The 13,638-nt window shown below is 75.3% G+C and carries 14 protein-coding genes; 7 read left to right on the forward strand and 7 right to left on the reverse strand.

All coding sequences use genetic code 11. From position 1 onward, the window contains the following. Nucleotides 1–17: 17 nt before the first annotated feature. Complete coding sequence (locus ACI79O_RS05615; RefSeq protein WP_456878078.1) at nucleotides 18–449, forward strand: DUF2795 domain-containing protein; 432 nt, start codon at nucleotides 18–20, stop codon at nucleotides 447–449. 22 nt (nucleotides 450–471) lie between these two features. On the opposite strand, the gene ACI79O_RS05620 is transcribed toward ACI79O_RS05615, so the two are convergent. Next, nucleotides 472–1,554 (reverse strand): hypothetical protein, encoded by a 1,083-nt coding sequence (locus tag ACI79O_RS05620; protein WP_456913542.1) that lies wholly within the window; start codon nucleotides 1,552–1,554, stop codon nucleotides 472–474. A 216-nt stretch (nucleotides 1,555–1,770) separates the two neighbouring features. Here ACI79O_RS05620 and ACI79O_RS05625 point away from each other — a divergent pair, with 216 nt between their 5' ends. Beyond that, a complete protein-coding gene (locus ACI79O_RS05625) occupies nucleotides 1,771–3,915 on the forward strand; it encodes an LCP family glycopolymer transferase (RefSeq protein ID WP_456913543.1) in 2,145 nt (714 codons plus the stop codon). Nucleotides 3,916–4,039: 124 nt separating this feature from the next. Here the strand turns inward: ACI79O_RS05625 and pstB are convergent, their stop codons facing one another. The 6 genes from pstB to ACI79O_RS05655 all read right to left on the reverse strand — a co-directional run bounded on the left by pstB (nucleotide 4,040) and on the right by ACI79O_RS05655 (nucleotide 10,057). Beyond that, nucleotides 4,040–4,819 (reverse strand): phosphate ABC transporter ATP-binding protein PstB, encoded by a 780-nt coding sequence (gene pstB, locus ACI79O_RS05630; RefSeq protein ID WP_456876354.1) that lies wholly within the window; start codon nucleotides 4,817–4,819, stop codon nucleotides 4,040–4,042. Nucleotides 4,820–4,844: 25 nt separating this feature from the next. After that, a complete protein-coding gene (pstA, locus tag ACI79O_RS05635) occupies nucleotides 4,845–5,924 on the reverse strand; it encodes a phosphate ABC transporter permease PstA (protein ID WP_456888593.1) in 1,080 nt (359 codons plus the stop codon). Beyond that, nucleotides 5,924–6,877: a phosphate ABC transporter permease subunit PstC gene (gene pstC, locus ACI79O_RS05640; RefSeq protein ID WP_456876352.1), complete on the reverse strand. Its 954-nt coding sequence runs from the start codon at nucleotides 6,875–6,877 to the stop codon at nucleotides 5,924–5,926. Before pstC ends, pstA begins: the two co-directional genes overlap by 1 nt. Nucleotides 6,878–6,981: 104 nt before the next feature. Further along, the gene (gene pstS, locus ACI79O_RS05645; RefSeq protein ID WP_456888595.1) at nucleotides 6,982–8,103 is read right to left on the reverse strand and encodes a phosphate ABC transporter substrate-binding protein PstS; all 1,122 of its coding nucleotides are present in this window, start codon (nucleotides 8,101–8,103) and stop codon (nucleotides 6,982–6,984) included. A 233-nt stretch (nucleotides 8,104–8,336) separates the two neighbouring features. Beyond that, nucleotides 8,337–9,293: a mycothiol synthase gene (gene mshD, locus ACI79O_RS05650; protein WP_456888788.1), complete on the reverse strand. Its 957-nt coding sequence runs from the start codon at nucleotides 9,291–9,293 to the stop codon at nucleotides 8,337–8,339. Further along, on the reverse strand, nucleotides 9,290–10,057 hold the full coding sequence (locus ACI79O_RS05655; RefSeq protein WP_456913544.1) for a winged helix-turn-helix transcriptional regulator: 768 nt from the start codon (nucleotides 10,055–10,057) through the stop codon (nucleotides 9,290–9,292). The genes mshD and ACI79O_RS05655 overlap by 4 nt, the downstream gene beginning before the upstream one ends. A 216-nt stretch (nucleotides 10,058–10,273) precedes the next feature. Here ACI79O_RS05655 and ACI79O_RS05660 point away from each other — a divergent pair, with 216 nt between their 5' ends. From ACI79O_RS05660 to ACI79O_RS05680, 5 genes are all read left to right on the forward strand, one after another. Next, nucleotides 10,274–11,089, forward strand: a complete 816-nt coding sequence (locus tag ACI79O_RS05660; RefSeq protein WP_456888599.1) for a hypothetical protein — start codon at nucleotides 10,274–10,276, stop codon at nucleotides 11,087–11,089. A 2-nt stretch (nucleotides 11,090–11,091) separates the two neighbouring features. Further along, nucleotides 11,092–11,793, forward strand: a complete 702-nt coding sequence (locus tag ACI79O_RS05665; protein ID WP_456913545.1) for an LmeA family phospholipid-binding protein — start codon at nucleotides 11,092–11,094, stop codon at nucleotides 11,791–11,793. A gap of 37 nt (nucleotides 11,794–11,830) precedes the next feature. Next, nucleotides 11,831–12,178: a thioredoxin family protein gene (locus ACI79O_RS05670; protein WP_456888602.1), complete on the forward strand. Its 348-nt coding sequence runs from the start codon at nucleotides 11,831–11,833 to the stop codon at nucleotides 12,176–12,178. A gap of 275 nt (nucleotides 12,179–12,453) precedes the next feature. Further along, on the forward strand, nucleotides 12,454–13,287 hold the full coding sequence (locus ACI79O_RS05675) for a sulfurtransferase (RefSeq protein ID WP_456913546.1): 834 nt from the start codon (nucleotides 12,454–12,456) through the stop codon (nucleotides 13,285–13,287). Nucleotides 13,288–13,289: 2 nt separating this feature from the next. Continuing rightward, a complete protein-coding gene (locus tag ACI79O_RS05680; RefSeq protein ID WP_456876345.1) occupies nucleotides 13,290–13,583 on the forward strand; it encodes a DUF1416 domain-containing protein in 294 nt (97 codons plus the stop codon). Nucleotides 13,584–13,638: the final 55 nt, after the last annotated feature.

A 13,638-nucleotide genomic window follows, 5' to 3' on the forward strand; every position in this document is an offset into this window, starting at 1 on the left:
AGAAGAGGAGAGACACCGTGAGCGAGACCGACGACCGCTTCGCCGGGGCGTCATCGCGCAGCAACAAGCACAACCCGCGGCTCGACGAGGAGCTCGAGCACGAGATCCAGGGGATGCTCAAGGCCAACCACGCCACGCGTTCCGAGGAGTTCCGCGAGGTCGAGCCGGTGGCCGAGGGCGAGCCGGACATCGACGCCGACCCGGAGGGCACGCTGGTCGGCGGCGTCCCGGTCGGGATGACGGAGGACGCCGTCGTCGCCCGCGCCGAGCTCGCGCGGTGGCTGGTCCGGGCCGACTTCCCGGCCGACGGTCCCGGCCTGGTCGAGGCCGCGCTCGACCACCGCGCGCCCGACGCGGTGGTCGCCGAGCTCGAGCGCCTGCCCGAGGGGCAGACCTTCGAGCGGATCGGCGACGTCGCCCGCGCGCTCGGCTACCCGACCGAGACCTGACCGGCGGGTCCCCCGAGGAGGCTCAGGAGCTCAGCCGCTCCTGGGCCTCCTCGTCGTCGTTCTCCGCGATCTCCTCGGCGCCGCGGCGACGGAACAGCTTGGAGCCGGGGAAGCCCTTCACGACCTGGCGCAGGTCCTGCATGGTGTCGACCAGGTCGTGCACGTCGGTCCCGACGCCCTGCAGCGAGGTCAGGACGGGGATCACCGTCTGGTCCAGGGAGTCGACCAGGGTGGGCAGCCGGTCGAGGAGCGTGACCAGCGCCTCCACCTCGTGCGGCTCGAGGGTCTCGGCGAGCCGGCGCACGCTCGGCGTGAGCCGGGCCAGCGGCTCCTCGTAGCCGGCCAGCAGCGGGTCGATCCGCCCGACGAGGTCCTCGGCCCGCCCGACGGTGTCCCCCGCGCGGTCGGTGGCGGAGTGGGCCGCCTCGACCGCCTCGCCGGCGCGCTGCTGGATCCGCTCGACGGCGGTGATCGCCTCGTCGGCGCGCTGCTGCGTGCGCTGCACGGCGGTGATCGCCTCGTCGGACCGCTGGTGGGTGGACTCGACGGCGGCGATGGCCTGGTCGGCGCGCTGCTGGGTGGACTCGACGGCGGTGATGGCCTGGTCGGCCCGCTGCTGGGTGGTCCCCACGGCGGCGATGGCGTCGTCGGCGCGCTGCTGGGTGGACTCGACGGCGGTGATGGCCTGGTCGGCCCGCTGCTGGGTGCCCTGGACGGCGCTGATCGCGTCGTCGGCGCGCCGCTGGGTGGACTCGACGGCGACGATGGCCTGGTCGGCCCGCTGCTGGGTGGTACCCACAGCGTCGATGGCCTCGTCGGCCCGGCTGCGGGTCCCGTCGACGGCGGCGATCTCGTCGTCGGCCCGCCGGCGTGTGGACTCCACGGCCTCGATGGCGCGGTCGGCGGCCCCGATCGTGTCCCCGGCGTGCTCGACGAGGTCCTCCACCCGGCCGACGACCCGGTCGACGCGGTCGAGGAGGCCCTCCAGCCGGCCCACCGCGGCCGCCACCCGGGGCAGCAGGACCAACGCCTCGCCGATGCCCTCGCGCAGGCTCTCGACCGCGGAGAACACGTCGGAGGGGCCGGGTATCGAGGGCAGCCGCACGAGGGGGACGCTACGGCCGCGCCCGGCAGGTCGCCCGGCCGGCGAGTGGCCCACCACCCGCCCGGGTAGGTCCCGGCGCGATCGTCGGCACCGACCTCCCGCGCGTCGGCCGCCCTGGAGGACCGCGAGCCGTATCGTGGAGTGCTGCCGCGAGTGCGGGGTGCAACCGATCGGACGCCGCGGCGCGGACGACGTGACACGGACGACGACGATGGGATGTCGACACCGGTGGGCGACGAGCGGGGGTGGGGCGACCGGGCCGGTGGCCGGGTGCCCGACGCGTCCGGGCCGATCTCGGTCGAGCAGCTGATCGCGCGCTCCGGCAACGCCACGGGCCGCCGGGCCGCCCGGCGCACCGGCGAGGTGCCGATCCCGCTCGAGCCCGGTGAGTCCCTCCCGCCGCACCGCGGACCCCGTCCTCCGGTCCCCCCTGCCACCCGGCAGCCGGCGCCGGAGCGGGACCACCGGCCGGCCGGCGACGACACCCCGAGCCCCCGCCGCGGCCTGCCGCCGGTCCCCGCGGCCCCCGCCGGTGTCCAGCAGTCCCGGCCGGTGCCGCCCGCGGTCCGCGAGGGCGTGCGCCGCTCCCAGCCGGTGCCACCGCTGCACCCCGGGACGCCGGGAGCGGTCCACCGTTCCGGCCCGGTGCCGCCGCTGCCCGGGACCCCGGGGGTGGTCCACCGCTCGGGCCCGGTGCCGCCGCTGCCCGGGACGCCGGGTGTCGTCCACCGTTCCGGTCCCGTGCCGCCGCTGCCGGGGACCGCCGGGGCCGTCCACCGCTCCGCGCCGGTCCCGCCCATCCCGGGACTGGACGGCTCGCCGGTGTCCGGTGCCGGCAGCACCCGCCGCTCCCCGGCGCCGAGACCCCCGCGCAGCCCCTTCCGCCGGCGGCTGGTCCGGGTGGGCCTGGTCCTGGCCGTGGTGCTCGGCCTGGCCCTCACCTACCACCTGGGCCTGTACACCTACGTCGACCGGAGCGTCGCCCGCGTCGCCGCGCTCGCCCCCGAGGGGCCGGAGGTGATCGCCCCGCAGCTGCAGGAGGGGTCGACCACCTACCTCGTCGTCGGCACCGGCCTCCCCGGCACCGACGGGCCGGCCTCGGTCACCACGCTGCTCGTCCACGTGTCCGCCGAGGAGGACCGCGCCGTCCTGGTCAGCGTGCCGCCGACCGCGCTGGTCGACACCCCCGGCTGCCGCACCGACGACGGCGCCGTCCGCGAGCCGGTGTCCGAGGCGTTCGCGGCCTCGCTGCTCGACGGCGGACCGGCGTGCATGGTCCGCGCCGTCCAGCAGGTGTCGGGGCTGCGGGTCGACCACTACCTCGCCGTCGACCTCGCCCGGCTGCCCGGCCTGGTCGACGCGGTCGGCGGGGTGGACGTGTGCCTGCCCACCGGCGACCCCGCCGACGCCGCCTCCGCCGCCTCCCTCCCGGCCGGCACCTCGCGCCTCACCGGGGACCTGGCGACGCGCTACCTGACCCCCGGTGACGCCGCCGCCGACGCCACCGGCACCGCCGCCGCCGAGCGCACCCAGCGGCTGCTGTCGGCGATGCTGCGCACGGCGGTGACCGCCGGCACGCTGGCGAACACCGTCGAGCTGACCCGGGTCCTCACCGGCGCCGCCGACGCGCTCACCGTCGACGAGCAGACGACGCTCGGCGACCTGCGGACCCTGGCGACCGCGCTCGGCGACCTCGAGGGCGACGCCGTCCAGCGCGTCGCGCTGCCGGTCGCCCAGGTCGGCCACGTCCCCGCGGGCAGCGAGCGGTCCTACGTGCTGCTCGACGGCACCGGCGTCCGGTCGCTGTTCGACAGCGTCATCGAGGACAGCCGGGTCCCCGAGGAGCTCGCCGCGCCGGGGGTGGCCGTCGAGACCGCCGCGGCACCCGAGCCGACGCCCGAGCCCGCCCCCGCGGCCGGGCCGTCGCCGGCCCCGGCCCCGGCCCCGCAGGGTCCGACCGTCGCGCCGGCCGCGGTGACCGTCGACGTGCTCAACGGAACCGCCACCCGGGGGCTGGCCTCCACCGTGGCCGACCAGCTGCGCCAGCAGGGGTTCACCGTCGGCACGGTCGGCAACGAGACCGGCGGCGTCGACGGGACCGTCGTCCGCCACGGCCCCGGCGCCCTGGAGCAGGCGCGCACGGTGGCCGCCGCCGTCCCCGGCGCGGTGCTGCAGGAGAGTGCCGCCGCGGGCGACGCCGTGCAGCTCGTCGTGGGCCCGGGCTACGACGGGGTCGTCCCCGTCCAGCTGGCCGCCCCGGCGCCCGCTCCGACCCCCGCCGCCGAGGAGACCCCCGCCGACGCGACCGCCGCGGCGGCGGCCGCCCCCGCGTCCGGCACCGCCCCGGCCGACTGCGGCTGACGAAGGACCCCGCTGCCCCCCCACCGCTCCCTCGCTCGCGGCGGGCCCCTGCAGCGGGGCCGACAGACGACGAGGGCCGCCGCGGACGTCCGCGGCGGCCCGGTCAGGCGAGGGGGTCCTCCGGTCAGCCGAAGCGGCCGGAGATGTAGTCCTCGGTCGCCTTCTGGTCGGGGTTGCTGAAGATCTTCTCGGTCGGGTTGAACTCGATCAGCCGGCCGGGCTGGCCCACGCCGTTGAGGTTGAAGAACCCGGTGGACTCGCTCACCCGCGCGGCCTGCTGCATGTTGTGGGTGACGATGACGATCGTGTAGCGGTCCTTGAGCTCGGCCATGAGGTCCTCGATCGCCAGGGTGGAGATCGGGTCCAGCGCCGAGCAGGGCTCGTCCATCAGCAGCACGTCGGGCTCGACGGCGATCGCGCGGGCGATGCACAGCCGCTGCTGCTGGCCGCCGGACAGGCTGGAGCCGGGGCGGTCGAGGCGGTCCTTGACCTCGTTCCACAGGTTGGCGCCGCGCAGCGAGCGCTCGACGAGGTCGTCGGTCTCGGACTTCTTCATCTTCCGGTTGTTGAGCCGGTTCCCGGCCACGACGTTGTCGTAGATCGACATCGTCGGGAACGGGTTGGGGCGCTGGAAGACCATGCCGATCTGCCGCCGGACGTCGACCGGGTCGGCGTCGGGGCTGTAGAGGTCCTGGCCGTCCATGACGACCTTGCCCTCGACGCGGGCGCCGGGGATGACCTCGTGCATCCGGTTGAGCGAGCGCAGGAAGGTGGACTTGCCGCAACCCGAGGGGCCGATCAGCGCGGTGATGCTGCGCGGCTCGATCGAGACGTTGACGCCCTCCACGGCGAGGAAGTTGCCGTAGTAGATGTTGAGGTCGGAGACCTCGATGCGCTTGGCCACGTACGGATCCTCCGGGACTGTCCGGTCAGCGACCGGTCTTGGGGGCGAAGAAGCGGCTGATCAGGCGGGCCACGATGTTGAGGGCCATGACCAGGATGATGAGGACGAGGGCCGCCGTCCAGGCGCGGTCCAGGAACGCCTGGGTGTCCGTCCCCGGCTGGGTCAGCTGGTAGTAGGCGAACACCGGGAGCGTCGCCATCCTTCCGTCGAACGGGTTGAGGTTGGTGCCGGTGATCAGGCCCACGGTCACCAGCAGCGGCGCGGTCTCACCCACGACGCGCGCGACGGCCAGGGTGATGCCGGTGCCCAGTCCCGCGATGGCGGTCGGCAGGACGACCTTGACCACCGTCCGCCACTTCGGCACGCCCAGGGCGTAGCTGGCCTCCCGCAGCTCGTTCGGCACGAGCTTGATGACCTCCTCGCAGGAGCGCACGACCACCGGGATCATCAGCACCGAGAGGGCGACCGCGCCCATGACGCCCATCCGGACGTCGTTGCCGAACAGCAGCGTGAACAGGGCGAAGGCGAACAGGCCGGCCACGATCGACGGGATGCCGGTCATGACGTCGACGAAGAAGGTGATGGCACGCGCGAGCCGGCCGCGGCCGTACTCGACGAGGTAGATGGCGGTCAGCAGGCCGATCGGCACCGAGATGAGGGTGGCCAGCGCGGTGATGATCAGCGTGCCGAGGATGGCGTGGTAGGCGCCGCCGCCCTCCCCGACCACCCGGAACATCGAGTTGGTGAAGAAGGCGGCGTCGAACCGTGCCAGGCCCTTGTCGAGCACGGTGTAGACCAGGGACACCAGCGGGATCATGGCGATCACGAACGCCGTGGTGACCAGGGCGGTGACCAGCCGGTCGGTGGCCTTGCGGGTGCCCTCGACGGCCCGCGCCCCGACGTACACGGCGAGGGTGCCCAGGACCGCCCCGTAGACGACGGTCAGGGCGATGCTGAAGCCGGTGAGGGCCGACAGGCCGGCCCCGAGCGCGATGCCCGCGGCGTAGAGCCCGGCCGCGCCGTACCGGGGCAGCCGGCGCCGCGGGCGGATGCCGGGTTGCGGCTCGTCGGCGACCCGGACGGGCGGCTGGATCTGGGTGCTCATCAGTTGGCTCCGGAGAAGTCGGCGCGCCGGTTGACGATCCAGCGGGCGAGCATGTTGACCGCGAGCGTGATCACGAACAGCACCAGGCCGCTGGCGATCAGCGTGTTGACGTCGATGCCGGTGGCCTCGGGGAACCGCAGGGCGATGTTCGACGCGATCGTCGAGGGGTTGGAGCTGCTGATCAGGTTCAGCGTGGCGCCGGCGCCACCGGACAGCACGATGGCCACCGCCATGGTCTCGCCGAGGGCGCGGCCCAGGCCCAGCATCGCGCCGGCGATGACGCCGGACTTGCCGTACGGCAGCACCGCCATCTTGATCATCTCCCAGCGGGTGGCGCCGAGGGCGAGGGCGGCCTCGCGGTGCAACGCCGGCGCCTGGCTGAACACCTCGCGGGCGATGGCCGAGATGATCGGCAGGATCATGACCGCCAGCACCAGGCCGACGGTGAACATCGTGCGCCCGCTGGAGGAGGCCGGGCCGGCGAAGAACGGGAGCCAGCCCAGGTTGTCGGCGGCCCACACGTGGAAGGGGACGAGGGCCGGCGCGAGGACCGCCAGGCCCCAGAAGCCGTAGACGACGCTCGGGATGGCCGCGAGCAGGTCGATGACGTAGCCCATGGTCGCGGCGATCCGCCGCGGCGCGTAGTAGGTGATGTAGAGCGCGATCCCCACGGCGAGCGGGGTGGCGACCAGCAGGGCGAGGACGGCGCCCAGGAGCGTCCCGAGGACCAGCGGGGCGACGTAGGCACCCAGGCCCTCGCCGCCGGGGATCTCCTCCGCCGGGGCCGTGAGGGCCGGGATCGCCTCGCCGATGAGGAAGGCGGCCACGCCGGCGAGCACGAGCAGGATGAAGATGCCCGAGCCCTTCGCGCTGCCGGCGAAGACGCGGTCGCCCGGCCTGCGGACCACGCGCTGCTTCGTCGGGGGTTCGGTCGGGGCCTTCGTGGCGGTCACCGCTGCTCCGGGTGGTCGGTCGGTGGTGCGGGGGAGCCCGTCTGCGGGCGGGGCGGGTGGCCCGGGACGTCGCCGACGCCCCGGGCCACCCGGGAGTGCTCCGGTCAGCCGGCGGTGATCGCGTCGACCGCGGGCTGCGCCTGCTCGCGGAGGGTGTCGGAGATGGGCGCGTTGCCCGCGTTCTCGGCGGCCGCCTGCTGGCCGTCCTCGCTGATCACGTAGGACATGAAGGCCTTGACGTTGTCGGCGGCCGACTGGTCATCGTACTGGATGCAGCCGATGTGGTAGCTGACCAGGACGATCGGGTACTCGCCCGAGCCCTCGGTCTGCCGGTTGACCTCGATGGCGAAGTCGTACTCGCCGCGGCCCTCGACGGCCGGGGAGTTCTCGACGACGGCCGCGGCGGCCTCGGCCGACGGCGCCACGAACTCCTGACCGACGCCGACGTTGACCACGCCCAGCTCGCCGGCGCGGCTCGCGTCGGCGTAGGTGACCGCACCGACGGTGCTCTCGACCACGCCCACGACGCCGGACGTGCCGTTGGCGGCCTCGCCACCGGGCAGCGGCCAGACGCCGTCGGGCTCGGAGGTCCACACGTCACCGGCGGTCTGGAACAGGTAGTCGGTGAAGTTGTCGGTGGTGCCCGAGTCGTCGCCGCGGTGCACGGGGGTGATCGGCGTGTCCGGCAGCTGCGCGTCCGGGTTCTCCTGCGCGATCGCCGGGTCGTTCCAGGTGGTGATCTGGCCGGCGAAGATGCGGGCGATGGTGCCCGGCGAGAGGTCCAGCTGGTCGATGCCCTCGAGGTTGAAGATGACCGCGATCGGCGAGATGTAGTTGGGCAGCTCGAAGATCTCCCCGCCGCCGCAGCGCTCCTGCGCGGCGGTGAGCTCCTCCTCGTCCAGCGGGGCGTCGGAGCCGGCGAAGTCGGTGGCGCCGGCGATGAACTGCTCGCGGCCGCCCCCGGAGCCGACCGGGTCGTAGCTGAAGGCCACGTCGGGGTACTCGCCCTCGAAGCCGGCCTGCCACGCCTCCATGGCCGCCTGCTGGCTGCTCGCGCCGGCGCCGACGAGGTCACCGCTGAGCTCCGCGGCGCTCTCCTCGCTGCCGCCGCCGTTGCCCCCAGAGGCGGTGTCGGACTCGTTCGCAGCGCCACACGCGGTGAGCGCGAGGGTGCCGGCCAGCGCCGTCGAGAGGACGGCGGCGCGCGACCTGGTGCTGAGCTTCAACTGGGTGCCTTTCGCAGAGGGAGCCCGGGCCTCGTCGCCGGGCATGGCGGGACCAACGGGCAGCGACGCTAGGCAGCGCAGGTGGCCGGTCCCGGGTAGATCGGTGAACGCCGGGTGAACGCCCACCGAGCCTTTCCCGACCGGGTGAGAACGAGGTCACGTCCGGCAGGTGAACGAGTGCGTTTCGGGTGGCGCCGGGCACACCGGGTAGGGCAGAACTGAGCGGTTGCGCCTCAGGCCGGGACCTGCGGGACGCGCCGCCAGGAGACGTCGGCGGCGTACCGCGTGAACCCGCTGCGCTCGTAGAGGGCGACCGCGGGGACGTTGTCCTCCTCGACGTAGAGCAGCACCTGTTCCAGACCGAGGCGGCGCAGGTGGGCCAGGCCCAGGGTGGTCAGCCCGCGGCCCAGGCCGAGGCCCTGGGCGTCCGGGTCGACGCCGAGGACGTACACCTCGCCGACCGGGTCCGGGCCGGCGTCGCCCGGCGGGTGCACCTTCGTCCAGTGCGACCCGAGCAGCGTGCCGCCGGCGCCGGGGTCGCCCCGCCAGGCGAGCAGGAAGCCGGCCGGGTCGAACCACGGCTCGGCCTCGCGCAGCCGCAGGTCCTCGGGCGTCCAGGAGCCCTGCTCGGGGTGGGTGGCGAAGGCGCGGGCGTTGACCCGCAGCCACGCCTCCTCGTCCCGCCCGGGCCGGAAGGCGGCGACGGTGACGTCCGCGGGCAGCGCCGGGCGAGGGTCGAGGTCGGCGTCGGTGAGCGGACGGCGCAGCTGCAGCAGCACCCGCGCCCGCGTGTACCCGCGCCCGCCGGCCAGCACGGCGGCCGCCGGCAGGTCGCCGTGCGCCCAGACCCGCAGCGGCCGGCTCCCGGCCAGCTCCTCGAGCCGGGACAGCAGCGCCCGCCCGGTCCCGCGGCCGCGGGCGGCGGGGGCGACGACGACCTCGGCCTCGGCGTCGCCGTCCGCCCCCGGCGCCCCCAGCTCCAGCCGGGCGTAGCCCACCGGCGCGCCGTCGGCGTCGGTGGCCAGCAGGTCGCGGCCGCCGGCCGGGCCGCCGTGCTGCAGGCGCAGCTCGGCCTCCTCCGACAGCGGCCGGACGCCGTCGACGGCGGCCGCCGCGCGCAGCAGCGCGAGGACGGCCGCGGTCTCGGCGGGGGCGAGCCGCTCGGTGTCGCGGACGGCGGCGGTGCTCAGCGCAGCGGGGCGGTGCTGCGGGAGCCCTCGGTCAGGGGCTCGGCGAGGTCGGCCTGGGCGCGCGCGGCGGCCGCGGTGGCGTCGGCGACCTGCTGGTCGAGCTTGTAGCCGACGTTGCGCACCGTGCCGATCAGCGCCTCGTGCTCGGTGCCGAGCTTGGCCCGCAGCCGGCGGACGTGAACGTCGACGGTGCGGGTGCCGCCGAAGTAGTCGTAGCCCCAGATCTCCTGCAGCAGCTGCGCGCGGGAGAACACCCGGCCCGGGTGCTGGGCCAGGTACTTGAGCAGCTCGAACTCCTTGTAGGTGAGGTCGAGCGGGCGGCCGCGGAGCTTGGCGGAGTAGCTGTGCTCGTCGATGACCAGCTCGCCGGCCTGGGTCACGCCGCCGTCGGCGCTGTCGGCGGGGGTGGCGGCGGCCAGCCGGCGGGCGGTGGCCCACCGGAGGCGGGCGTCGACCTCGGCGGGGCCGGCGGTGTCGAGCAGGACGTCGTCGACGCCCCAGTCGGCCGACAGCGCCACCAGCCCGCCCTCGGAGAGGACCGCCACCAGCGCGGAGGCCACCCCGGTGGAGGACAGCAGGGCGCACAGGGCGCGGGCCCGGACGAGGTCGTGGCGGGCGTCGACGAGCACCACGTCGCCGGAGTCGCCGTCGAGCAGGCTGGACAGCTCGGGCGCCACCACGCGCACCTGGTGGCCGAGCAGGCCCAGGGCGGGGAGCACCTCGGTGGTGGCCTGACGCGCCGCGGTCATGAGCACGAGTCGCATGTCGTCTCCTCGGGGAGGGCGTCGACGGCGCTGTCGAACCGAGATCGCAGGATAACCGACGGGTGCGGCCGGGACGCCGAGGTCACGGGTGCCCGCGTCGCGGCCGGACACGCCGGGGCCTCCGCTCGCCGGACGCGCCGGGCGGGGGGCGTCTGCGACGATCGGGGTCCAGCGGGCGCCGGGGCGCGGACCCGCCGTCCGCGGGCAGGAGGCGACGTGACCACCGCGCTGGAGACCGGGGCCGCCACGCGCGGGCGGCACCTCGCCGCGGCCGTCGTCGTCGCGGCCGCCGCGGCCGCCGTGGTCTGGGCGCCCGAGGTGGCCGGGGACGACGGCCGGCTGGGCGCGGTGCTCCTGCTGCAGGTCGCGCTGGCCGCCGCGTGGGCGCGGGCGCTCGCCCCTGCCGGAGCGGCCGGGGCGGTGGTGCTGGCCGTCGCGGCCGCCGCCGGCTCCGACCTGCTCGTCCGGTCGGTCGAGGACCCCGGGCCGGGCGTGCTGCTCGTCGTCGCGGGGCCGGCGCTGCTGGCCGCCGTCGTGCACCAGATGCTGCGCCGCCCGCCGCGGTCGGACGTGGTCGGCTCGCTCGGGTCGGTCGCCGTGCTCGTCTCGTCGGCCTGCGCGCTGTCACCGTTCCTGCTGCCCGGGGTGGCCGGCGACCCCGACTCCCCGGCCACCTCGCCGCTGCTGGTGGTCGCGGGCGCGCTCGCCGCCGGCCTGCTCGTCGACGCCGTGCTGCCGCGTCCGCCGGTCGCCGAGGGGGCCTCCCGCGGCGTGCTCGGCCTGCTGGCCGCGGTGGCGGCGGGCATGGCCGTGGCGCTGCTCGAGAGCGGCACCGCGGCGCTGGTCGAGGTCATCTCCGGGGTCACCACCGGGCTGGTGCTGGGCCTGGTCGCCGCGCTGGCCGGGACGGCGGCCTCCTTCCTGCTCGCCGACACCGGCCGCCGGGTGCCCGGGATCGCGGGAGCGGCGGTCGAGGCGCTGCTGCCACTGGCCGTCTGCGCGCCGGCGCTGCTCGCGCTCACCGTGGTCTGACCGTGCGGACCCTCCTCGCGCTCGTCGCGCTGCTGGTCGCGCTGCTCGTCGTCGTGGGGCTGGTCGCCGACCCGATCGCCGAGGGCGCCGCCGAGGAGCGCGTCGCGGCGGCGCTGCGGGACGGCGGCGGCCTGGTCGGCACGCCGGAGGTCGACGTCACCGGCTGGCCCTTCCTCACCCAGGCGGTGTCGGGCACCTACGACGACGTCCGGATCTCGCTGACCGCCGCGGACCTCGGCCGGCCCGAGGGCACCCGTGCCGACGTGACGCTGCGCGGCGTGCACGTGCCGCTGTCTGACGCGCTCGCCGGCTCGGTGCAGGAGGTCCCCGTCGACCGGATCGACGGGACCGCGACGCTGTCCTACGCGCTGCTGTCGCAGGAGCTCGGCGCCGACACCGTCCTGCGGCGCGAGGGCGACGGGCTGCGCGTCACGCGCACCGTCGAGGTGCTCGGGTACACGGTGCCCCTCACCGCCGTGGGCCGGGTGGCGCTCGACGGGCAGGACCTCGTCGTCGACGTCGAGGGGGCCTCGGCGGCCGGCGTCGACGTGCCCGACGCCGTCGTCGACCGGGCCGGCGACGCGCTCGACCTGCGCTACCCGGTGCAGCTGCCCTTCGGTCTGCGGCTGACCGGCGTCCGCCCGGCCGACGACGGCGTGCACGTGGCCGTCGAGGCCACCGACACGGTGCTGCGCACACCCTGACGGAACACCGCACCCCCCGGCCGGGTTGGTCGGGGGGATGCGCGAGGACGAGGGCGGGGGCGGGCCGACCGCCGTGCTCGAGGGCCTGGGCGTGCGGCCGGGTGACGCCGACCTGACCGTCGTCCAGTTCTCCACCGCGTTCTGCGGGCCGTGCCGGACCACCCGCGCCCGGTTGCAGCACCTGGCGGCCACCCGGCCGGGACTGGCCCACGTGCAGGTCGACGCCGAGAGCCACCTCGACGCCGTCCGCGAGCTCGGGGTCCGGCGCACGCCGACGCTGTTCTACCTCGACCGGGCGGGACGCCTGGTGGGCCGCAGCAGCGGCGCGCCGCGTCCGGAGGAGCTCACCGCCCTGGTCGACGCCCACACGGGCGCACGGACCTGATCGGTTACCCTCGTCACGTGGGCACCCTGCTGACCTCGCGCCGCACAGTGGACCTGTGCCGCGTCGGCAGCTGCCTGTGTCGCGCCTCCTGAGGGCGGCCCCGCTCCGCCCAGACGTGCCCTGACCGCCGTCCGGAGAGCCCATCCCATGCCCCACGGCCCCACGCGCACCGCCGACGTGCGCCCGGGGCGTGCGCCGTACCCCGTCGTCCGCCGGAGCCCCCCGGCGTGCACCGCCTGACCGCCGCACACCCACCACAGGGAGGAACACCCCCCATGAGCCGCAACGACGTGCTCGTCACCGCCGACTGGGCCCAGGAGCACATCGGCCAGCCCGGGATCGTCTTCGTCGAGGTCGACGAGGACACCAGCGCCTACGACAAGGGCCACATCGAGGGCGCGGTGAAGCTCGACTGGAAGTCCGACCTCCAGGACCCGCTGCGCCGTGACTTCGTCAGCAAGGAGCAGTTCCAGGAGCTGCTGAGCGCCAAGGGCGTCGGCAACGACGACACCGTGGTCCTCTACGGCGGCAACAACAACTGGTTCGCCGCCTACGCGTACTGGTACTTCAAGCTCTACGGCCACGACCAGGTCACGCTCCTCGACGGCGGCCGCAAGAAGTGGGAGCTCGACAGCCGCCCGCTCTCGTCCGACGCCGTCGAGCGGCCGGCCACGCAGTACCAGGCGAAGGACCCCGACACCTCCATCCGCGCCTTCCGCGACGAGGTCGTCGCCGCGATCGGCCAGAAGAACCTGGTCGACGTCCGCTCGCCCGACGAGTTCGCCGGCAAGCTGGTCGCCCCGGCCCACCTGCCGCAGGAGGGTGCGCAGCGCCCCGGCCACATCCCCACCGCGGTGAACGTGCCGTGGAGCAAGGCGGCCAACGAGGACGGCACCTTCAAGAGCGACGACGAGCTGCGCAGGCTCTACGCCGACGCCGGCCTCGACGACTCCAAGCAGACCATCGCCTACTGCCGGATCGGCGAGCGCTCGAGCCACACCTGGTTCGTCCTGCGCGAGCTGCTCGGCCACCAGGACGTCAAGAACTACGACGGCTCCTGGACCGAGTACGGCTCGCTGGTCGGCGTCCCGATCGAGAAGGGCGCCTGAGCATGTGCGGAGCCCCGAAGCAGGGCGGCGCCCTCGCCGGGATCGACCTGGACACCCAGACGGTGATCCAGGGCCAGGTCTGGCACGACGGCGCACCGGTGGCCGGCGCCTACGTCCGGCTGCTCGACTCGACCGACGAGTTCACCGCGGAGGTGGTCACCAGCCCCGAGGGCGAGTTCCGCTTCTTCGCCGCACCCGGGAAGTGGAAGCTGCGCTCGCTGGCCCCGGTCGGCCGCGGTGAGCGGATCGTCGCCGCCGAGGTCGGCCTCACCGAGACGACCGTCGTCCTCGACTAGCCGGAGGCCCCCGCCGCTCGCCCACTCGCCGCGGGACCCCGCGACGAGGCCGTTC

The organism is Geodermatophilus sp. SYSU D00696 (assembly GCF_054050235.1).

What these genes read in the sequence shown, in the direction of transcription:
- ACI79O_RS05675 (WP_456913546.1), top strand. Translation starts at nt 12,454, where the DNA reads ATGAGCCGCAACGACGTGCTCGTCACCGCCGACTGGGCCCAGGAGCAC.
- ACI79O_RS05625 (WP_456913543.1), top strand. Translation starts at nt 1,771, where the DNA reads ATGTCGACACCGGTGGGCGACGAGCGGGGGTGGGGCGACCGGGCCGGT.
- pstA (WP_456888593.1), bottom strand. Translation starts at nt 5,924, where the DNA reads ATGAGCACCCAGATCCAGCCGCCCGTCCGGGTCGCCGACGAGCCGCAA.
- ACI79O_RS05670 (WP_456888602.1), top strand. Translation starts at nt 11,831, where the DNA reads ATGCGCGAGGACGAGGGCGGGGGCGGGCCGACCGCCGTGCTCGAGGGC.
- ACI79O_RS05680 (WP_456876345.1), top strand. Translation starts at nt 13,290, where the DNA reads ATGTGCGGAGCCCCGAAGCAGGGCGGCGCCCTCGCCGGGATCGACCTG.
- ACI79O_RS05655 (WP_456913544.1), bottom strand. Translation starts at nt 10,057, where the DNA reads ATGCGACTCGTGCTCATGACCGCGGCGCGTCAGGCCACCACCGAGGTG.